A 19,024-nucleotide genomic window follows, 5' to 3' on the forward strand; every position below is an offset into this window, starting at 1 on the left:
GATGAAACCAATCGTCAACTCATGGCGTGATGTTCACTCTCAATTGATCGTCTTTTTATGGCAGTTCAGGCATTCCGGTCCAGAACTCGTACCGGCAACGGCCGCAGCGCCTCCCGGAGCGCCGCCGCCAGTTCCTCGTACTCGGCGCCGCGCGCCGCTCCGGTGCGCATCGCCAGGGCGACGCGCCGGGTCGGCGCCGGGTCGGCGAAGTAGCCGGTGAGGAGCTCGTTGCTGCGGGTCGTCTCGACCTTGACGGCGGTATGCGGCAGCAGGGTCACGCCGAGGCCACCGGCGACGAGCTGGACCAGGGTGGACAGGCCGGCGGCGGTGGTGGTGACGGGAGCGTCCGCGCGCCCCGCCTCCCGGCAGATGTCGAGGGCCTGGTCGCGCAGACAGTGCCCCTCGTCGAGCAGGAGGAGGTTGAGCTCGCGCAACGCCTCACGCGGAATCCCCTCCCGCCCGCCCAGCCAGTGGTCCAGCGGGGTCACGAGCACGAAGTCCTCGTCGAACAACGGGAGTTCGACGACTCCGGGCATCCCATGGGGGTCCCCCCGGCCGAGCTTGTTCGAGGCTGGGGGAGGCACGGCGAGAAGCAGCAGGTCGAGCCGTCCGACCGCGAGCCCCTCCAGCAGATTGGCCGTCCGCTCCTCGTGGACCTGGAGGTCGAGGTCCGGGTAGCGGTCGTGGACCAGCTTGAGGACGGTGGGCAGGAGATAGGGCGCCACGGTGGGGATCACGCCGAGGCGGAGGGCTCCCGTGAACGGGGCGCGCACCGCTTCCGCCTCCTCCATGAGCGCGCCGACTCCTTCCAGTACCGCCTTCGCGCGTACGGCCAGACGCTCGCCGGCGGGTGAGAGCAGCACCTTGCGGGTCGTACGCTCCAGGAGGGTCACCCCGAGCGTCTCCTCCAGGGCGGAGACCGCGCCCGACAGCGCGGGCTGGCTCATGCCGATCGCGGCGGCGGCGTCACGGAAGTGCAGGTGCTCGGCGACGGCGGCGAAGGCGCGCAGCTGGGCGAGGGTCGGCTGACGGCGCCCGTTCCCCTTGGTGGCCATGGCCGTACCTCTTACTCATAGTCACTGATAGTTGCAGCCGATCAACACACCCGAGTGTAGCTATTTCCACAATCAATGCAGCCTGTGCCAACATCAAGAGCGTCCAACCCCCGGGAAACGCCCCCAAAAGGGGCTTTTCCTCGCTGCAAGGAGAGCGTGTGCTCACTGTCGGTGACAAGTTCCCCGAGTTCGAACTGACTGCCTGCGTCTCTCTGGAGAAGGGCAAGGAGTTCGAGACGATCAACCACAAGACCTACGAGGGCGCGTGGAAAGTCGTTTTTGCGTGGCCCAAGGACTTCACTTTCGTGTGCCCGACCGAGATCGCCGCTTTCGGCAAGCTGAACGACGAGTTCGCCGACCGTGACGCCCAGGTGCTCGGCTTCTCCGGCGACTCCGAGTTCGTGCACCACGCCTGGCGCAAGGACCACGACGACCTGCGTGACCTGCCCTTCCCGATGATGGCCGACTCGAAGCACGAGCTCATGCGGGACCTCGGCATCGAGGGTGAGGACGGCTTCGCCAAGCGTGCCGTCTTCATCGTCGACCAGAACAACGAGATCCAGTTCTCCATGGTGACCGCGGGTTCCGTCGGCCGTAACCCGAAGGAGGTCCTCCGGGTCCTCGACGCTCTCCAGACGGACGAGCTCTGCCCGTGCAACTGGACCAAGGGCGAGAACACCCTCGACCCGGTGGCGCTCCTGGCGGGTGAGTAACCCTCCATGGCCCTCGACGAACTGAAGTCCGCCGTACCGGACTACGCGAAGGACCTGCGCCTGAACCTGGGCTCGGTCATCGGCAACTCGGATCTGCCGCAGCAGCAGCTGTGGGGCACGGTGCTGGCGTGCGCGATCGCGTCCCGCTCCCCGCGGGTGCTGCGCGAGCTGGGGCCCGAGGCGAAGGCGAACCTGTCGCCGGAGGCGTACACCGCCGCCAAGTCGGCTGCCGCCATCATGGCGATGAACAACGTCTTCTACCGCACGCGCCATCTGCTGTCGGACCCGGAGTACGGGACCCTGCGGGCCGGCCTGCGGATGAACGTCATCGGCAACCCGGGCGTGGAGAAGGTCGACTTCGAGCTGTGGTCGCTGGCCGTGTCCGCGGTGAACGGCTGTGGCCAGTGCCTCGACTCCCACGAGCAGGTGCTCCGTAAGGCGGGCGTCGACCGGGAGACGATCCAGGAAGCCTTCAAGATCGCGTCAGTGATCCAGGCGGTCGCCACGACGCTGGACGCCGAGGCGGTCCTCGCGGAGTGACCCTCCGCCACTTTCCTGGGCCCCGTTCACCTCGTTGGTGAGCGGGGCCTCGGTCTTTCTTCGGGCCGGGGTGCGGCTTTCAGGGGCGCGGGGCCGGCCATCGTGCGGCTCCGCCGCGTGGGCGCGATCAGCCCTCACCCACCCGCGACCGAAGAACACACCCGGGGTCTGGGACGGAACCCCGGCTCACGACGATGGTGGGCGTGCAGAGGCCACATCCACCGCCGTGGCGCCCCGCGGCTCCGGAGCCTGCCGCAGCCCCGGCTCACGCGAGTACGAACGCAGGTACCCCACCACCGTGTTGGTGACCGCCACCAGTGGCACCGCCACCACGGCCCCACCGATCCCGGCCACCAGCCCACCCGCCGCGACGGACAGCACCACCGCCAACGGATGCACCCGCACGGCCCGCCCCAGAATGAACGGCTGCAGGATGTGGCCCTCGATCTGCTGCACCGCGAGTACGACGGCCAGCGTCATCAGCGCGGTGAACACGCCCTGCGTCACCACCGCGACCACCACCGCCAACGCCCCCGACATCACCGCGCCCACCAGCGGAATGAACGCGAAGAGGAAGATGAAGACGGCGAGGGGAACGGCCATCGGGACGTCGAGGAAGTAGATGCCGAGGCCGATGAAGATCGCGTCGATCAGAGCCACTATCACCGTGCCGCGCACGTAGGCCGTCAGGGTCCGCCACGCACGGGGCCCCGCTCCCGCCACCGCCGGCCGCGCCGCCGCCGGCACCAGCTTCAGCGTCCACTCCCAGATGCGCTTGCCGTCGTACAGGAGGAAGAGGGTCGAGAACATCGTCAACAGGATGCCGGTCAGCGCTTCGACTATGACCGTCACGCCCTCCAGGCCCGCCGACGTGATCTGGTCCGTGTTCGCGCCGATCGCGTCCCGCAGGTTCTTGGCGATCTCGTTGATCTGCTTGTCCGTCACATGGAACGGGCTGGTGAGGAGCCACTTGCGCAACTCGTCGATGCCGTCCTGGATCTGGTTGGAGAGGTTGTCGATGTTCTCCTGGACCTGCCAGACCACGAACCAGCCCACCAGCCCCATGATGACGAAGCCGAGGATCGCGGTGAGCGCGGTGGCCAGGCCCCGCGGGAACCCGTACCGCTTCAGACGCGCCACGGTCGGCTGGAGGAGCGCGGTGATGAGCAGCGCGGCGACGAAGGCCAGTACGACCAGTTGGACGGCGCTGATCACCCGCATCAGCACCCAGACCGTGCCCGCGAGGACCAGCAGCCGCCAGCCGGCCTCGGCCGCGACCCGTACGCTCCACGGCACGGCGAGAACGGGATCGGGCCGAGCGGTCATCTCCGGCCCGTAGGCATACGCGTGCGCGGGCACGGCAGTGGGTCCGGAAGTCGGTACGGAAATGGGCTCAGGAGCGGCGGAAACGAGGGTGGGTCCGGGCGCGGGTGCAGATGCAGGTGTCGTCGCCGGCGCCGGCGTGGGGACCGGTGTCGGCGTGGGTGCCGATGCCGGCACGGGAGCCTTCGCGTCCTGCGGTACGTCCGTGAAGTCGCGTACCGTCCTGTCCTCGGGCGCTTCGCCCAGATCGAGCGACCCCCCCGACTCCTTCTCCACCTCGGCGCGGCGCTCGTCCAACCGCTCCCCCAGCTCGGTCAGCCCGGCGCCGAGCCGGCCGAGCCACCCTGGCACTCGCGACATGATCCGTCCTCTTCCCCCGCTGCTCCCCACCACTCCCCCCTGGAGTCGTCGGCTCCGACCGTACATGGCCGAAGCCCCTCCCCGTAGGACGGGGAGGGGCTTCGAAAGGTTGAGCGGCCCGCGTGCGGGCTGGTACAGCCTAGTACCACTGGTTGGCCTGCCAGAACGACCAGGCATCACACGGGCTGCCGTAACGGCTGTCCATGTAGTTGAGGCCCCACTTGATCTGGGTGGCCGGGTTCGTCTGCCAGTCGGAGCCGACGGACGACATCTTGGAACCGGGCAGGGCCTGGAAGAGACCGTAGGCACCGGAAGAAGCGTTGACCGCCCGGTAGTTCCAGCTGGACTCGTGGTCCACGATGTTGCTGAAGCACTGGAACTGGCCACTGGGGACCATCGAGGACGCCATCGCCTGGATCTGCGAGGTGGAGTACGAGGCCTGGACGGCGAAGCTGGAGGCGCTGCGCGTCGCGGAGCGGCTGGCGGCCTCCTCGGTTGCCTTGCGTGCCTTGGCCTCCTTCTCCGCCTTCGCCGCCTTGGCCGCGGCCTCCTGCTTGGCGATCGCGTCCTGGGCGGCCTGCTTGCGGGCGGCCTCCTCCGCGTCCTTCTTGGCGCTTGCGTCCGCGGCGATGGCCTGTGCGTCGGCCTGCTGCGTCAGGGACGCGGTCTGCACCTGGGCCTGCTGGCCCGCAGGTATGTCCGCGAGGAGGGTCGAGTCGCTCGCCGTAGCCTCGGCGTCGATCGACGGCTGCCCAGTGCTGCCCGAGGCAACACCACTAACGGCGCCGACAGCGGTGACTGCGGTGGCCGAAGCCACGGCGAGTCCCCGGACCGAAATCCGGCTCACACGGTTTCCTTCCAGCATCGCCCGCTTAGGTGACCCTCGCGGACGCAATCGTGCCCCTGAACGCTGGCCTCCCAACTGCGGGGTCACGGGAGGCACGGGCCCGGTGGGCAACTCCCTTGACGGGAGTGCCGCGTGGTGCACGGGCGGCATACGACGACTCTATGGAGTTCTGGTGTTCCTGAGGTGCGGTACCGCTGGGGGTACACGTGTGTCGTATGCGGGGCCTGACAGGAGTGAGACTCTGCCGTAACCGAACGGCACGAGGCAATTCTCAGTTACGTGTGAAAGCTCACACCTCGTTTGGCCCAGGAATTTTACGGAAACAAGCGCGCACGAAGACGCCGCCCGGCTAGGCTCTTCGCCTTTCGCCGGACGGCGTCCACTACCAAACTGCCCAGTAGCTACTACACGTTCACCACCTGGGTTAAATCGGCCCGTCCTCCAGCATTTCGGTCACGAGCGCCGCGATCTGGGACCTCTCGGAACGGTTCAGCGTCACGTGCGCGAAGAGCGGATGACCCTTCAGCTTCTCGACGACGGCGACCACACCGTCGTACCGGCCGACGCGCAGATTGTCCCGCTGTGCCACGTCATGGGTGAGAACCACCCGCGAATTGGCGCCGATGCGGGACAGCACGGTCAGCAGCACGTTCCGTTCCAGTGACTGGGCCTCGTCCACGATCACGAAGGCGTCATGGAGGGAGCGGCCGCGGATGTGGGTGAGCGGCAGGACCTCCAGCATGCCGCGCGCGGTGACCTCCTCGATGACCTCACGGCTCGTCACCGCGGAGAGCGTGTCGAAGACCGCCTGCGCCCAGGGGCTCATCTTCTCGGACTCGGAGCCGGGCAGATAGCCGAGCTCCTGCCCGCCGACCGCGTACAGCGGCCGGAAGACCATCACCTTCTGGTGCTGACGCCGCTCCAGGACGGCCTCCAGGCCCGCGCAGAGCGCGAGCGCGGACTTGCCGGTGCCGGCCCGGCCGCCCATCGACACGATCCCGATGTCCGGGTCGAGCAGCAGATCGAGCGCGATGCGCTGCTCGGCGCTGCGGCCCTTGATGCCGAACGCCTCCCGATCGCCGCGCACCAGCCGGACGTTGCCCTCGGAGGTGACACGGCCCAGGGCCTTGCCGCGCTCCGACTGGATCGTCAGACCGGTGTGCACCGGCAGGTCGGCCGCTTCGGGGACGTACGCGTGCCCCTCTTCGAAGAGGACGTCCACCTGCTCACCGGACAGGTTCAGTTCGGACATTCCGGTCCAGCCGGAGGAGCCCGTGATGGCGAGTTCCGCGCGGTACTCCTCGGCGAGGAGTCCGACGGACGAGGCCTTGATCCTGAGCGGCAGGTCCTTCGAGACGACGGTGACGTCGTACCCCTCGGCCTGCAGATTGCGGGCGACCGCGAGGATACGGGAGTCGTTGTCCCCCAGGCGGTACCCGCTGGGCAGGACGCTGGGGTCCGAGTGATTGAGCTCGACGCGTACGGTCCCGCCGAGATCCCCGATCGGAATGGGGGAGTCGAGGCGGCCGTGCCGCACCCGGAACTCGTCGAGCAGGCGCAGGGCCTGCCGGGCGAAGTAGCCGAGTTCGGGATGGTGCCTCTTGGCCTCCAGTTCCGTCACCACGACGATCGGCAGCACGACCTCGTGCTCGTCGAAGCGGCTCAGGGCATTCGGGTCGGCCAGCAGGACGCTGGTGTCGAGAACATAGGTGCGCCGGTCTGGCTTGTGGCGCTTTGTGCTGGTCACCACGGAAGGACGTACCCCCTCGGATGAGGTCGGGGAGCGACGGAGAGGAGCTGGACCGGTCCTGGCCGCATTGCGCGGGCCGGAGACCGGCCCTCCGTCTCGTCCGTACTGACCGCACGGTCGGGCTGGTGCAAAGGGCCTCCCGGGCGGACGGCCCCGTGCCGTCCGCTGAGATCCGACACCCGTGGTTCGGGCGTCGACCTGGAAGGCTTATGCCCTCGAACACACGCGGCCATGCCAGCACGGATGACCACGCGTTCGTTAACTCCTGGTGACGCGCACCCCTCGGACCCCTGGGGGTCAGCCTCCGTAACGGCGGTGTCGCGCCGCGTAGTCGCGCAGGGCGCGCAGGAAGTCGACCTTGCGGAACGCCGGCCAGAAGACTTCGCAGAAGTAGTACTCCGAGTGGGCGGTCTGCCAGAGCATGAATCCGGACAGGCGCTGCTCCCCGCTGGTACGGATCACCAGGTCGGGGTCGGGCTGGTCACTCGTATAGAGGTGCTTGCCGATGAGGTCGATGTCCACGATGTCGGCGACGTCCTCGATCGAGGCGCCCTTGTCGGCGGCGTCGAGGAGCATGGAGCGTACGGCGTCGGCGATCTCCTGGCGGCCGCCGTAGCCGATGGCGACGTTGACGAGTATCCCGTCGACGTGGGCGGTGGCCTCCTCGGCCTCCTTCAGCGCGGTCTGCATCTGCGAGGGCAGGATGTCCGGCGTGCCCACGTGGTGCACACGCCAGCGGCCGTCGGCGGCGAGGGTGCGGACGACGCCCTCGATGATGCCGAGCAGCGGGACGAGTTCGTCCTCGGGGCGGTCGAAGTTGTCCGTCGACAGCAGCCAGAGGGTGACGACCTCGACGTCGGTCTCCGAGCACCAGCCGAGGAACTCCTCGATCTTGTCGGCGCCGGCGCGGTGGCCCTGGGCGGCGGTGCTGCCCGCCGCCTTCGCCCAGCGGCGGTTGCCGTCCATGATGACCCCGATGTGCTTGGGCACCTGGTCGTGGTCGAGGTGGCCCTCCACCCTGCGTGTGTAGAACCTGAGCAGCAGCCGGCGCAGGTCGTCCCGCAGGTTCACGTGTTGTCAGCCCCTCCGTGCGGATCGGACGGGCGCGGCGGAGCGGCTCGCTCTGCGCAGTCCCTGTCCGTATGGCGGTCCCCCCGGGGGCGAAGCCTACCCCCGTGAAACGAAGGCTTCCCCAAGGGGTGTGAGTGCTCTCACACAGGTTCGCACCCCTGAACGGCGTGTTGTCGTACCGGGCCGCAACGGAGTGGTACGAGGCGATGGAGTGTCGGCTACCGGTCGGATCGACGTCGATCCGCTCCGGGGGCGGAGTCCCCCAGGAAGGGGATGGGAACGGGACGGGGAGGGGACGGGGAGGGGCGGCGGGGGTTCGCGGCCGGGCCCACGTGTCGGGCGGACCCCGCGTGTCGGGTGGACCCCGCATGTCGGGTGGACCCCGCATGTCGGGCGGGCGGCGCTGCGTTACCAGAACCGTCCCGCGGGGCCAGGGGGGCGCACGGGGGCGCAGACGAAGGCGGCGGCGGGGGCGGTGCGGGTGGGCACAAAAAACGGGCCGGTCCGTGGGGGGGAGACGGACCGGCCCGAGGGGGGGTTTCCACCATAACCCTTCGTGAGTGATGCTGCGTGCATCGGCGTGCCACAACTACTCTCCGGAATCACCCGACGACGCCATGGTGGCCGCGGAACCCCTCATTCAGGCCGTGATCATGACTGAATCACAGCAGATTCAAAGGGAATGACGAGGTAAAGGGAGAGATCCAGAGGGTTTGCACCCGGTTGGGTTTCCGTCGGCGACTTGTCCACACGTACTCCGGGAGAGTGACGCGCGTCGGCGTCGCCCGCTTGACGGCGCCGCTAACTTCGCAGCCATGGCCACGTTCACCACTCCCCAGACGCCCGAGCCGGTCCCGCTGGAGGTCGCCGAATCGGCGCGGGCCCGGCACCGTGGACTGCTCGGACGCGACGGGATCGATGGGGCCCTGCTGCTCGGTCCGGCGAGCGCGGTGCACACCCTGGGGATGCGGTTCGCCATCGACGTCGCCTATCTGGACCGGAAGTTCCGGGTCCTGGCGGTGCGGACGATGCGTCCGGGCCGGCTGGGACGGCCCCGCCCGCGTTCCCGGTACGTACTGGAGGCGGAGGCCGGGGCGATGGAGCGGTGGGGCGTGCGACGCGGGGTGCGCGTCACGATGCACGGCCGGTGACGCCACGTCAGACGGTGGACGCGGCACCGCGCAGCCCCCTCCACCGCGCGGTGCCACACGCGCAGCTTTGCTCACGCGAATTACCTTGGTCTGAACTTACGCGAAGCAAACAGCCGGAACATGTCACCCCCGATAACGATGTGGAAACCCCGCACGTTCGCCCATGCGTTCGTCCGGCATATGGACGGACATCTCACACATGGTGGGTCGCATCAGGGTGTTTTCGGTCAATCAGCGCCCGCGTGTGTCGATCACCCCGTTCAGCCGGGGTGGCCCTGGGCGGCGTACGGCCGGCCATCGACGAGTTGGGCGCCGAGATCGTGGCCCGCACCGGGCCGTGGGCGGGGACCTGGTGATGCCCGCGTCCGTTCCACGCGAGTCCACCCTCCCTAAGGACGGCCACCCTCCCTAGGGACGATGCGGCTTGCGCGCCTCGATCAGAAAGCGGGCACTGTGGGCCACGAACGGGCCCTTCGTCTCGATCTGCTCGTGCAGCGCTCGGAGTTGGGGCCCGTAGCGGTCGGCGGTGAAACCGGGGACCATCCAGATCACCTTGCGCAGAAAATGAACAACGGCTCCGATGTCGTGGAACTCGATGCGCAGCCGCTCCGAGCGGAGGTCGACGACCTCGAGTCCGGCGGCCTCGGCGACGGCCCGGGCGCGGTCGGGGTGACGGCCGCTCACGACGGCCTCCGGCTGCGGGCCGAGGAAGTACTCGACGAGTTCGAAGACGCTCGCCGGGCCGACCTGCTGGGAGAAGTACGTGCCGCCGGGGTGCAGGACCCGCGCGATCTCGGCCCAGTGTGTCGTGACCGGGTGCCGACTGGTGACCAGGTCGAAGGCCCCGTCCGCAAAGGGCAGCGGCGCGTCCTCCGAGGAGGCGACGACCACGGCGCCGCGCGGGTGGAGCAGGGCGGTGGCCTTCGCGACGTTCGGCGGCCAGCCCTCGGTGGCGACGGTGAGCGGGGGCAGGTGCGGGGCGGAGGCGAGGACCTCACCCCCGCCGGTCTGGATGTCGAGCGCGGCGGACGCGTGCGCCAGCCGCTCCCCCATCGCCCGCGCGTACCCCCACGAGGGCCGCTCCTCGGTGGCGCGGCCCTCGAACCAGGAGAAGTCCCAGCCCTCGACCGGCGCGTCCACGGCCTCGGCGACCAGCTCTTCGAAGGTGCGGCGGGTGGCGGTCATAGGCGGATCTTCCCAACGGGGCGGTGGGGAGGCGAGGCATTTTCCTTCGACATCGTGCGGGAGCTGATCGACGGGAGCACGGGAGATCACCGCCCGGGCTGAGGCAGCGGAGGGGACGGCAACCACGGAAGTACGAGCCCGTAGACGGCCTCCGCCGTGGGCGCGCCGAGCAGGCCGTCGACGGTCAGGCAGTGCCGGGCCGACGCGGCCGAGCCGTCGTCCCCCTGGTTCCCGAGGTCGGACGGTGCGTGCAGCACAGCCCAGAGGTTCATGAGCAGCGTGCTGAACGCGGCGAGCGGCGCGGCGGCGGGGCCTTCCCGGCGGGCCCAGCGCGCGCCGATCTGCCCTCCGACGCCGGGCACGTGCTCGATGCCGGTCCAGTACGGGTCGGGGGCGGCGTACAGGACGTGGCGGACGTGGGTGTGGAGGAGGGCGCTGCTGCACAGCAGGCAGGGTTCGAGGGTGGTGTAGAGGCGGTGGTTCTCGTAGTGGCGGCCCGCGGGCAGCTGCGCGAGGGCGTTGATCTCGGCGTGGGCGATCGCGGTGCCGACCAACTGGCCGGGTGGGGCGGTGGATTCCTGGCTGCGGTTGCGGCCGGTGGCGACGAGTCGGCCCTCGCTGTCGAGGAGGACGGCGCCGATGGGGCGGCTGCCGGCGCGGAAGGCCTCCCAGGCGAGCTCGAAGGGGAGCCGCCAGGGTTCCGGGATGCTCGTCAACAGCCCCTCCCTCCCCCGCTCCATGCCCCATGGCCCCATGCCTCATCGCCCATGCCCCATAGCCCATGCCAGAGGCCCCACGCGGACACCGACAACGCCTGCCTACGAGAGAAGCGGCCGTACTTCCGTGGCCGCGAACCGTACGAAGCCCTCGGGGTCCGGTTCGTCGGCGGTGGGCTGGAGGATGACCGTGTCGGCGCCGGCGTCCGCGAGGCGCCGTACGGCCTTGGCGACCGTCCCCGCGTCCCCGGCGACGCCATGCTCCGGGACCGGCTCCTCGCCGCCCGCCTCGATCTCGGCGCGCAGCCGGGCGGCGGCGTCCGGTCCGGTGGCCGTGTGGAGGTAGACGACCACCCGGTGGTGGCCGGTCCGGCCCGCCGACTTCCGCCCCTCGTCGATGAGTTGGCGCGCCCTGCGTACCCCTTCGGGTGCGGTGGCGGCGGTGAGGATGGTGCCGTCGGCCGCGGCGCCGGAGAGCCGGAGCGTACGCGGCCCGGTGGCACCCACGAGCACCTCCGGTGTCCCCGTCGGCGGCCAGTCGAGGGCGACGCCGTCGAGCTTCACGTACCGGCCGTCCGTGCTGACCCGCTCGCCCCGCAGCAGGGCGCGCAGCGCGTCGAGGTGCTCGCGCAGCAGCGTCACGGGAGACTCGGCCCGCGCGCCGACCTGCCCCATCCAGTCCTGTACGCCGTGGCCGACGCCCAGGATCGCGCGCCCCGGGAACATCCGGTGCAGCGTGGCGGCCTCCATCGCGGTGACGGCGACGTTCCGCAGCGGGACGGGCAGCAGTCCCACGCCGACCCGCACCCGTTCGGTCCAGGCGAGGGCGGCCGCCGCGGCCGAGATGCCCCCTTCGAGGAAACAGTCCTCCCACAGCCACAGCTCCTCCAGGCCCGCGTCATCCGCCGCACGCGCGACGGCACGCAGACGTTCGGGAGGCAGCTGGGGCCGGAACACAGCACCGAGAGCAGTCATACGGCCTTCCTACCGACCGACCGCCACACAAACAACCGCTTTAGCCGGCAACCGCCCGTCTGACCGGCAACCGCCCGCACTATGCGTCCCCGGCGTCGGAAAGTCTCGCGGCCGCCCGGGCCGCCCTTGGGGCATGAGTCAATTGGGCATCCGGTCTCAGGAATTCGTCGACGTGCATCGCATACGTCCAGGTCAGAGGCCTCACGTCAGCAGCCCCCTGAGACTGAAAAGACACTTACCCCTCCCAGAGGGACCCAGCTGGCTCCGGGTTCGTGGGGGGAGTTATCCACAGGGGGCTGGGGGGCGGGGGGGAGTGCGGGAGAGTTGGGGGGTGCGGGAGTTGCGGGATGTGGCCCGGGCAGGGCTGTTGCTGACGTCGTGGGCGGTGGGGGAAGGGTGGTCTCGTCCCTCTCTCTTCCGACGCCTGAAGGAGGAGGGGTGGACGGGGCTCGGGCAGGGTGTCTGGGCGGAGCCGGGGGCAAGGACGGACTTTCGGATACGGCTCAGAGCGGCGCAGCTGACCACACCGGAGCTGGTGGTGAGCCATCGGGCGGCGGCTTGGTTGTGGCGGATCGAACTCCTTCGGGTGGAGGCGGAGTTCACCGATCCGGAGGGGGTTCGGAAGCGGACGGGGGTGCGGGTACACCGCAGCGCGTTGCCGGCCGAGGACGTGGTCGAGCGGGGCGGGCTGCGGGCCACGAGCGTCGACCGCACCTTGGCCGACCTGCTCCTGTCCGGGCCCCGGGACGAGGCCCTGGTGGCCGTTGACTCCGCGCTCGCCCGCCGCACGGTCACCGTGGGCGAGCAGCGAGTCCGTCGGATGCCGCTCACCCGGCTCGACGCGGTCGCCGCCGCCCTCGGGCAACGGTCGCGCGGCGCTGCCCGGGCCCGCGGATGGCTGACGCTCGCCGATCCGGCGAGCGGGTCACCGGCGGAGACGATGGCCCGGCTGCGGATGCACGACGCCGGGCTGCACCCGGAGACGCAGGCCGAGGTCGTCACCTTGGCCGGACGTGTCCTGCGCCCCGACTTCCTGTTCCGGGCACAGGGCGTCGCCGTCGAGATCGAGGGGTACGCGTACCACGGCAGCCGCGAGGACCACCGCCGGGACGTCGCCCGTTTCAACGACCTCCAGCAGTGCCCCGAGGTCCGGATCGCCCTGCGGTTCACCGCCGAGGAGGTGTTCCGCTCGCCGGGGACGGTGATCGCCACGATTCGGCGGGCGGTGGGGGGCGGGGGTGCGGGAGGTGGTGCTGTGGCGGAGCCGTGGCGTGCGGCTCGGCGCGGTCAGCCGCAGGGCCCGTCCGGGGCGGCCGTCTGGGCGATGCGGAGCCTGGAGAGGGGGAACTAGAGGGCGGGGCCGGAGGGCGGGGACTTCCGCTCCAATCGCCACCAGTAAGCAGCACAGGCATGAGCACCAAGCCAGAAGCAGATACAGATAGCCCGATAGCCCAGGCGCCCAGCACAAGATCGCTGTCCCACCGCATCGCTCGGGGCTGTTCGGGGTCGTTCTCCGGGCTCCGGACCCCAATCCCGGGCGGCACCGGCGCCGTTCCGGGCAGCGTTCGGCGCGTCAGGGTCAAGGCTTCCGCCCCGGTCGTCGCACGTAGCCGGCACCCAGTGCCACGCAGGTGGAGCATGACGGCCAGGCGCCGGAAGCGGAAGCACACCCAGGCCGGGACATACGGGGACATATGGGTGCGTGCAGGGATGTACGGGGGCGTACGGGGACGCCTGTGTCGGCGGGTCAGTGTACGAGAACCAACTCCGTTTCAACGGGTCACCCTCTCCATCTGAAGCCGGGCACCACGGACGGCCCCGCCGTAAGTGCCCGGCAGCCGGATCTCCACGGTGTACTCCACCTCGCGGAGTTCAGGCCCCTAGGGTGCCCGCGGGGTGCCCGCGGGGTGCCCGTGGGGTGCCCGTGGGGTGCCCGTGGGGTGCCGTGGCTGCTCCAGGATCGACCACCCCTTGCCCTCACGCGCCTTCTCGAAGAGTTCGCGGTCCGTCCGCAGGCCCTTGATGCTCACGACCGCGACGACACGGTGGTCGAACCTGGTCAACCGGTCAGCCCTGTTCGCTCCCGCTCGTGGACGCGCCCCTCGGGAACGTCACCTCCACCCGGCGGTTCTTGCGGCGGCCCTCCTCCGAGGTGTTGTCCGCGATCGGGTAGTCCTCGCTGTAGCCGCGTACTTCGAAGGTGACGTCCGTCGAGCCGAGCGCCGCCGCCAGTTCGTCGTGGACGATCTCCGCACGCTTCTTGGAGAGGACCAGGCCGTGGGCGTACGAGCCGAGGTTGTCGGTGAACCCGAACACCCGGACCGTCGTCGCCTTCTGGTTCTTGATCTCGTCCGCGATCGCCTGGATACGGGAATGGGCGTCGGGGTTCAGCTTCGAGCTGTCCTTGGGGAAGAGAACCTCCGCCTGCAGCGCGAACGTCACATCGGAGTTGGTGTCCTCGCGCCGCTCCTCGCCGCCGAGGTCCTCCACTACCGACTTGATGTCCAACACCTTGGCCGGCGCCAGCGTCGCGCCGTCGGCGAGCTTCAGGCCGGGGCTGGTGGGGTCGACGGTGGGGGGTGGGGAGGTGGTGACGCTGCCCGGCGGGGCACTGGGGTCGGTGCCGTCGGCGTACGCCGGGCCGCCGGTGAGGCTCAGCGCGGCCAGTACGGCGAGGGCCGTGAGCGTCGTCGCGGCGCTGCGGGGTGGGAGGGCCATGGCTACTCGCCCTCGGAGATCTGGATGGAGGCGGGGGGCATGGAGCCGACTTGGAAGTCGATGGCGGTGGTGCCGGCGGGGGGCGCGGGGAACTGGGCGAACCAGTCGGCGGTCGCGCCCGCACGCACACCGCCGGAGAACTGCGTGCACAGGCAGCGACCCAAGGTGTCCCGGAGAATGAGGTACTTCTTCTTGCCCTTCTGGTCGATCAGGCTGGCACCGGCAATGGACCCGCCGTTCCTGGCCAACTCGCTCTCGTCGCCGCGCCACTCCGCCGCGACCCACAGGGCGCTCGTGTTGTTCGTAACCGTCCCCTCGACGGTCACGAAGCCTCCCTCGTCACGCTTGGCGGAGGTGACCGTGAGCACCAGGCCGTTCTCGCCCTTGACTTCGGCGAGCACCGTGTCGGACTCCGATGCCTTCGATCCCGACGTGCCGCTGCCGCTGCTGCTCTGCGCGGAAGCCGATGAAGTCGATGAAGTCGATGCTTCCTTCTCGGACTTTCCGTCGCCTCCCCCGCCGCAGCCGGCCACCGTGAAGAGCAACCCAGTCGTGATCGCCACCGCGCTCAGCGCCCTGCGGCCCTTCATGGTGTGCCGAAAGTCCATCGGTACGGATTCCTTTCACTCGGCCAGATGCACAGAGAACAGCACGGACGCGTCCGGAAGAGAGCCCGGATCGAAGTGCCCGGGGTCGATGTTCAGGGTCGCGCCGTCACATGTCAGCTCGACGGGCTTCTTGGGATCCGCAGCCGGATCGAAATGACAGCGCGGCTCGATGACGGCGATGGCGTGAGCCCTCGCACGCATGCCCTCCGTACCCGGGATGATCGACTTGCCGACCGTGTAACGGGTCTCGATCTCCACCCGGTAGCCCGGAAATCCGTTCACGGTGGTGGGTTGGGCAATCCCCTGCACCGTCGAGTCGTTCTCGGCGGCCAGCCGGTCGGCCGCGGCCGTGGCTCCGGCACCCTTGAACAGGTCGCCCTTGAGCCAGTCCAGCCAGTGGTCATTTGTGCCCACGGCCCCCGCCAGGCCCGTCATCAGCTCGTCGCGGGAGTCCTGTGCGGCCGCCAACGCCGCAGCGTCCGCCGCGGATTGAGCTCCATTCCGGGCGGACGCTGCTTGGGCGAACACGAAGAAGGCGAGCGCAGCGAAGAGCAGAATCCCCGTCAGCCAGATGTAGATGGGGAGAGTCTGACCTCGGTCGCCGCGCAGGTGTACGGCGGTCAGCCGCCGCCGATGACGTTGTTGACCGCGGTCCCGATCGCTCCCGAGATCGTGCCGGCCAGATTCAGACCCCTGATCAGTACGAAGATCCCCGCAATGATGATCATCAACCCCGCATACTCCACGAACCCGGCCCCCGCATCCCGCTCCCGCCCCCGCACCCGGCCGGAGACCGCACGCGCCCAGGTTTCCACCCGAACCGTCGCCCTCAGCGTCCAGTCCCTCGTCACCATGGCCCCTGTCCTCCCACCCGACGCCACCACTACCGACCCGAGCACCGTACGTGAGAACGCGCCTACTCCGGGTGGGCCCAGGGGCCCAACTTCCCGTCGGTGGAGTCATCGGCTCCACCCCTCACGCGCCGTGCCCAGCCAGTGGGCGATCGCTTCGCTGCGCGAGGAACTGTGCAGCTTTGCGAAGATGCGGTTGATGTGGTTCTTGACGGTCTTCTCGCTGATGAAGCAGGCGGCGGCGATCTGCTGATTGCTCATGCCGGACGCGATGAGATCCATGACCTCCACCTCCCGTGAACTCAGGCCGAAGTTGAGCCGATTGGGCACGCGGCGATGGAGCCTTGCCGCGAAGCCGGACCGGGCTTTTGACGACTGTCCCACAAGCGGTTGCAGATGCGAAGGAAAATCGTTCGGTTCGTACGAAACACCGAGTGAATCCGGGACAGTTGCCCACGCATGCCGTATCTCCCGTACGGCGGTGATCAGTTCGGCGGCCGTGAACTCGCCGTGGACGAGATAGCCGACCGCCCCCCGGCGCAACGCCTCGGCCACGACCTCGGGTTCGCGGCTGTAGGTCAGCATCATCACGGGGGCGAGGCGGGCGAGGGCGGGGAGGGCGGTGAGCCCGTCCGTGCCGGGCATGCGGACGTCGAGGAGGACGATGTCCGGGCGCAGTCTGGTGGCGGCCCTGACGGCCTCCTCCCCGTCGGCCGCCTTCGCGACGACCTCCAGGTCCGGGTGGCCGTCGAGCAGCGCGGCCAGGCCGGCCCGGACGACCGGGTTGTCGTCGGCCACGAGTACGCGGAGGTTCGGGCCGGGAAGTGCCTGGTCAGGCATGTGCGGCCTCCTCTTGGGGGGTGGGGGGAAGGTGGGGGACGGCGAAGGAGAGCGGGAGGGTCAGGTGGATCTCCGCGCCTCCTTGCGGGGAACGGTTCAGGTCGATACGGCCGCCCAGTGACGCGGCTCGCTCCACCATGCCGAGCAGACCGAAGTGGCCGGATCTGGTCAGGTCGTCGAGGGCGACGGGCGGAGGCAGGCCGGTTCCGTCGTCCCGTACGCGTACGGCGCACTCGGCTTCCGACACGTCGAGTTCCACCGTCACCCGCGTCGCGTCCGCGTGGCGGTACGCGTTCTCCAACGCCTCGGACACGATCGCCAGGACGTGGTGGGCGGTGGCGTGCGGGAGGACCGGACGCTCGCCCCGGTGGTGGAGGGAAGCGGGGAGGTGCGTGCGGGACTCGAAGGCCCGTACGCGGGCGTCGAGTTCTGACAGGACGTCCGTGTTCGCACTCGTGAGGTCCGTGTGGCGGCGCAGGTCGGAGAGGAGGTCGCGGGACTCCGCGGCGGCCCGGCGGGCCGCGCCCGCGACGATCGTCGCCTGCTGTCCCAGCGTGTGCGGGTCCGCGCCCCCGGCGGCGGCCGACGTGGCGAGGGCCTCGGCCGCCAGGGCCAGACCGTGCAGGGTCTTCGCGACCGAGTCGTGCATCTCGCGGGCGAGGCGGGCCCGTTCGGACTCCACCGCCTCGGCGACGGCCAGGCGGGAGTTCGCCTCCGACAGCGCCTGGCTCGCCGTACCGAAGCGGAACATCAGGTTTCGCAGGGTGACGCCGATGATGCCGGCGCCGACGCAGAAGCCCGCGACCAGGAGGGTGCTGGCGCCGGCCCCCGGGTGGTGCTGCCAGGCCCTGTACACCGTCACCAGGACGATCAGCTGGAGGCCGGTGAAGATGCCCGAGCCCCGCCAGCCGTACAGCAGGCCCGCCAGGAGTGGAGTGCAGACGGTCGCGTACGCGAGGGGGGACGCGGGGGACGCCGTCAGGAGCAGGACCGCGCCGAAGGTCAGGTCCACGGCCATGAGGCTGGGGTGGGCGAGGAGGCGGGGCCCGAAGCGGTCCCAGTCCCTGAGCATGGCGTACGAGCCCATGACGCCGAGGACGGCGGCGGCCAGGACCGTGTAGCGGGACGGGCCGCTCGTGGCGTTGGTCATCGCGAAGGGGGCGCCGATGGCGATCGCGGCGAGGCGGACGGCGAAGGCCTGGCGGCACAGGGCCTGGAGGGCGTTGAGCTGGAGGCGGACGCTTCCGGGGGCCGGGGCGTCGTCGGCCAGATAGCCGCCGTCGGTGCTCACCAGGTGGCGTCGCGCCCACAGCCGGGACAGCCACGACAGCGGCCCCGACAGGAACCCCGGCAGGGACCCCGAAAGCCACAGCGAGAGCGTCGACAGCGGTGACGGCCTCGGTAGGGGAGTACGGCGGCTGGTCATCAGCGGCCCAGGATCGAGCCGAAGTTCGTGCCCGACCCGAGGAACATGCCCGTGGCGATCAGGATCATCGTCGCCGGGAGCATGAAGACGAGGGTCACCATCGTCGCCTTGGGGATGGTCTTGGCGGCGCGGCGGCGGGCGTTCTGGGCGTCGGTGCGGCGCATGTCCGTGGCCAGTTGGATCAGGGTCTCGGCGATCGGAGAGCCCAGCTCCTCGCCCTGCTGCAGCGCCGAGACGAACTGGGCCACCTGCTCGGAGGAGTTGCGCTTGCGCAGTTCGTCGAAGGCCTGGCGGCGGCTGACGCCCATGTCCATCTGGCGCAGGGTGATGCGCAGTTCGTCCGCCCAGGGGCCCTCGTACTTCTCCGCCACCCGGTCCAGCGCCTGGCGGAAGCCGAGGCCCGCCGAGACCACGACCGCGAGGACGTCGAGGAAGTCCGGGAGGGTGCGGTCGATGACCTCCTTGCGTTCGCGGACGGCCTGCCAGATGAGGGCGTCGGCGGCCAGCAGGCCGAAGGCCAGCGTGAAGAGGGCGAGGAGGGGGTGGCCGTTGGAGAGGAAGACGAGGCCGAGTACGACGCCGAAGATGCCGTACACCGCGCGGCGGGCGGCGTAGCGGTTGAGGGTCAGACCGCCGGGGTTGCCCGCCATGTCGATGCGGCGGCGTTTGCCGTCGACGCGGCGCGGGCCCATCAGGCGCAGGACCGTGGGCGCGAAGCGCATGCCGAGGCGGTCGACGGCGGACTCGGCCGTGGAGACGCGGGTCCCGCCGACCTCCAGGGCGAGGGCGAGGTCGCTGGGGAGTTTGGCGTCGGCGCGGATCATGCGGATGCCCAGCAGGGCGCCCGCGACGGCCCCGGCCGTCAGGAGGGCGAGCAGCAGCGCGAGCAACGTGA

At 69.9% G+C, this 19,024-nt stretch carries 20 protein-coding genes; 4 read left to right on the forward strand and 16 right to left on the reverse strand.

Annotated features, from left to right (window positions below; all coding sequences use genetic code 11):
• Positions 1-65: 65 nt before the first annotated feature.
• Positions 66-1,055 (reverse strand): LysR substrate-binding domain-containing protein, encoded by a 990-nt coding sequence (locus OG747_RS15910; RefSeq protein ID WP_405879987.1) that lies wholly within the window; start codon positions 1,053-1,055, stop codon positions 66-68.
• Between the two features lie 158 nt (positions 1,056-1,213).
• Here OG747_RS15910 and OG747_RS15915 point away from each other — a divergent pair, with 158 nt between their 5' ends.
• Positions 1,214-1,768, forward strand: coding sequence for a peroxiredoxin (locus OG747_RS15915; RefSeq protein WP_405879988.1), 555 nt, complete (start codon positions 1,214-1,216; stop codon positions 1,766-1,768).
• Positions 1,769-1,774: 6 nt separating this feature from the next.
• Complete coding sequence (locus OG747_RS15920) at positions 1,775-2,308, forward strand: alkyl hydroperoxide reductase (RefSeq protein ID WP_405879989.1); 534 nt, start codon at positions 1,775-1,777, stop codon at positions 2,306-2,308.
• Positions 2,309-2,494: 186 nt separating this feature from the next.
• Here the strand turns inward: OG747_RS15920 and OG747_RS15925 are convergent, their stop codons facing one another.
• From OG747_RS15925 to OG747_RS15940, 4 genes are all read right to left on the reverse strand, one after another.
• Positions 2,495-3,991, reverse strand: coding sequence for an AI-2E family transporter (locus tag OG747_RS15925; protein WP_405879990.1), 1,497 nt, complete (start codon positions 3,989-3,991; stop codon positions 2,495-2,497).
• Positions 3,992-4,130: 139 nt separating this feature from the next.
• Positions 4,131-4,856 (reverse strand): lytic transglycosylase domain-containing protein, encoded by a 726-nt coding sequence (locus OG747_RS15930; protein WP_405879991.1) that lies wholly within the window; start codon positions 4,854-4,856, stop codon positions 4,131-4,133.
• 406 nt (positions 4,857-5,262) lie between these two features.
• Positions 5,263-6,588 carry a PhoH family protein gene (locus OG747_RS15935; protein ID WP_405879992.1) on the reverse strand — a complete coding sequence of 442 codons (1,326 nt, stop codon included), beginning with the start codon at positions 6,586-6,588 and terminating at the stop codon, positions 5,263-5,265.
• 297 nt (positions 6,589-6,885) lie between these two features.
• Positions 6,886-7,659 (reverse strand): isoprenyl transferase, encoded by a 774-nt coding sequence (locus OG747_RS15940; protein WP_405879993.1) that lies wholly within the window; start codon positions 7,657-7,659, stop codon positions 6,886-6,888.
• 815 nt (positions 7,660-8,474) lie between these two features.
• On the opposite strand from OG747_RS15940, the gene OG747_RS15945 reads away from it, so the two are divergent.
• Positions 8,475-8,810 carry a DUF192 domain-containing protein gene (locus OG747_RS15945; protein WP_405879994.1) on the forward strand — a complete coding sequence of 112 codons (336 nt, stop codon included), beginning with the start codon at positions 8,475-8,477 and terminating at the stop codon, positions 8,808-8,810.
• Positions 8,811-9,218: 408 nt separating this feature from the next.
• Here OG747_RS15945 and OG747_RS15950 read toward each other — a convergent pair whose 3' ends face one another.
• The 3 genes from OG747_RS15950 to OG747_RS15960 form a co-directional block, all read right to left on the reverse strand.
• Positions 9,219-9,995: a class I SAM-dependent methyltransferase gene (locus tag OG747_RS15950; RefSeq protein WP_405879995.1), complete on the reverse strand. Its 777-nt coding sequence runs from the start codon at positions 9,993-9,995 to the stop codon at positions 9,219-9,221.
• 86 nt (positions 9,996-10,081) lie between these two features.
• Positions 10,082-10,711 carry a nucleoside deaminase gene (locus OG747_RS15955; protein ID WP_405879996.1) on the reverse strand — a complete coding sequence of 210 codons (630 nt, stop codon included), beginning with the start codon at positions 10,709-10,711 and terminating at the stop codon, positions 10,082-10,084.
• Between the two features lie 102 nt (positions 10,712-10,813).
• Positions 10,814-11,686 (reverse strand): LLM class flavin-dependent oxidoreductase, encoded by an 873-nt coding sequence (locus tag OG747_RS15960; protein ID WP_405879997.1) that lies wholly within the window; start codon positions 11,684-11,686, stop codon positions 10,814-10,816.
• A 538-nt stretch (positions 11,687-12,224) separates the two neighbouring features.
• On the opposite strand from OG747_RS15960, the gene OG747_RS15965 reads away from it, so the two are divergent.
• A complete protein-coding gene (locus tag OG747_RS15965; protein ID WP_405879998.1) occupies positions 12,225-13,037 on the forward strand; it encodes a hypothetical protein in 813 nt (270 codons plus the stop codon).
• Between the two features lie 529 nt (positions 13,038-13,566).
• Here the strand turns inward: OG747_RS15965 and OG747_RS15970 are convergent.
• From OG747_RS15970 to OG747_RS16005, 8 genes are all read right to left on the reverse strand, one after another.
• On the reverse strand, positions 13,567-13,749 hold the full coding sequence (locus tag OG747_RS15970) for a hypothetical protein (RefSeq protein ID WP_405879999.1): 183 nt from the start codon (positions 13,747-13,749) through the stop codon (positions 13,567-13,569).
• A gap of 4 nt (positions 13,750-13,753) precedes the next feature.
• Positions 13,754-14,404, reverse strand: a complete 651-nt coding sequence (locus tag OG747_RS15975; RefSeq protein WP_405880000.1) for an OmpA family protein — start codon at positions 14,402-14,404, stop codon at positions 13,754-13,756.
• Positions 14,405-14,406: 2 nt separating this feature from the next.
• A complete protein-coding gene (locus tag OG747_RS15980; protein WP_405880001.1) occupies positions 14,407-15,012 on the reverse strand; it encodes a hypothetical protein in 606 nt (201 codons plus the stop codon).
• Between the two features lie 15 nt (positions 15,013-15,027).
• Entirely contained in the window at positions 15,028-15,579 is a 552-nt protein-coding gene (locus tag OG747_RS15985; protein ID WP_405885552.1) for a pilus assembly protein TadG-related protein, read from the reverse strand.
• Between the two features lie 53 nt (positions 15,580-15,632).
• Positions 15,633-15,866: a hypothetical protein gene (locus tag OG747_RS15990; protein ID WP_405880002.1), complete on the reverse strand. Its 234-nt coding sequence runs from the start codon at positions 15,864-15,866 to the stop codon at positions 15,633-15,635.
• A 105-nt stretch (positions 15,867-15,971) separates the two neighbouring features.
• The gene (locus OG747_RS15995; RefSeq protein ID WP_405880003.1) at positions 15,972-16,703 is read right to left on the reverse strand and encodes a response regulator; all 732 of its coding nucleotides are present in this window, start codon (positions 16,701-16,703) and stop codon (positions 15,972-15,974) included.
• Positions 16,696-18,129, reverse strand: a complete 1,434-nt coding sequence (locus OG747_RS16000) for a sensor histidine kinase (protein ID WP_405880004.1) — start codon at positions 18,127-18,129, stop codon at positions 16,696-16,698. The genes OG747_RS15995 and OG747_RS16000 overlap by 8 nt, the downstream gene beginning before the upstream one ends.
• A complete protein-coding gene (locus tag OG747_RS16005) occupies positions 18,129-19,019 on the reverse strand; it encodes a DUF5936 domain-containing protein (RefSeq protein ID WP_405880005.1) in 891 nt (296 codons plus the stop codon). The genes OG747_RS16000 and OG747_RS16005 overlap by 1 nt, the downstream gene beginning before the upstream one ends.
• Between the last annotated feature and the right edge of the window lie 5 nt (positions 19,020-19,024).

Source organism: Streptomyces sp. NBC_01384 (assembly GCF_045040035.1).
Lineage (GTDB): Bacteria > Actinomycetota > Actinomycetes > Streptomycetales > Streptomycetaceae > Streptomyces.

Coding starts and splice junctions, on each gene's coding strand:
- OG747_RS15910 (WP_405879987.1), bottom strand. CDS start 1,055: ATGGCCACCAAGGGGAACGGGCGCCGTCAGCCGACCCTCGCCCAGCTG.
- OG747_RS15920 (WP_405879989.1), top strand. CDS start 1,775: ATGGCCCTCGACGAACTGAAGTCCGCCGTACCGGACTACGCGAAGGAC.
- OG747_RS15925 (WP_405879990.1), bottom strand. CDS start 3,991: ATGTCGCGAGTGCCAGGGTGGCTCGGCCGGCTCGGCGCCGGGCTGACC.
- OG747_RS15930 (WP_405879991.1), bottom strand. CDS start 4,856: ATGCTGGAAGGAAACCGTGTGAGCCGGATTTCGGTCCGGGGACTCGCC.
- OG747_RS15945 (WP_405879994.1), top strand. CDS start 8,475: ATGGCCACGTTCACCACTCCCCAGACGCCCGAGCCGGTCCCGCTGGAG.
- OG747_RS15950 (WP_405879995.1), bottom strand. CDS start 9,995: ATGACCGCCACCCGCCGCACCTTCGAAGAGCTGGTCGCCGAGGCCGTG.
- OG747_RS15960 (WP_405879997.1), bottom strand. CDS start 11,686: ATGACTGCTCTCGGTGCTGTGTTCCGGCCCCAGCTGCCTCCCGAACGT.
- OG747_RS15975 (WP_405880000.1), bottom strand. CDS start 14,404: ATGGCCCTCCCACCCCGCAGCGCCGCGACGACGCTCACGGCCCTCGCC.
- OG747_RS15980 (WP_405880001.1), bottom strand. CDS start 15,012: ATGGACTTTCGGCACACCATGAAGGGCCGCAGGGCGCTGAGCGCGGTG.
- OG747_RS15990 (WP_405880002.1), bottom strand. CDS start 15,866: ATGGTGACGAGGGACTGGACGCTGAGGGCGACGGTTCGGGTGGAAACC.
- OG747_RS15995 (WP_405880003.1), bottom strand. CDS start 16,703: ATGCCTGACCAGGCACTTCCCGGCCCGAACCTCCGCGTACTCGTGGCC.
- OG747_RS16000 (WP_405880004.1), bottom strand. CDS start 18,129: ATGACCAGCCGCCGTACTCCCCTACCGAGGCCGTCACCGCTGTCGACG.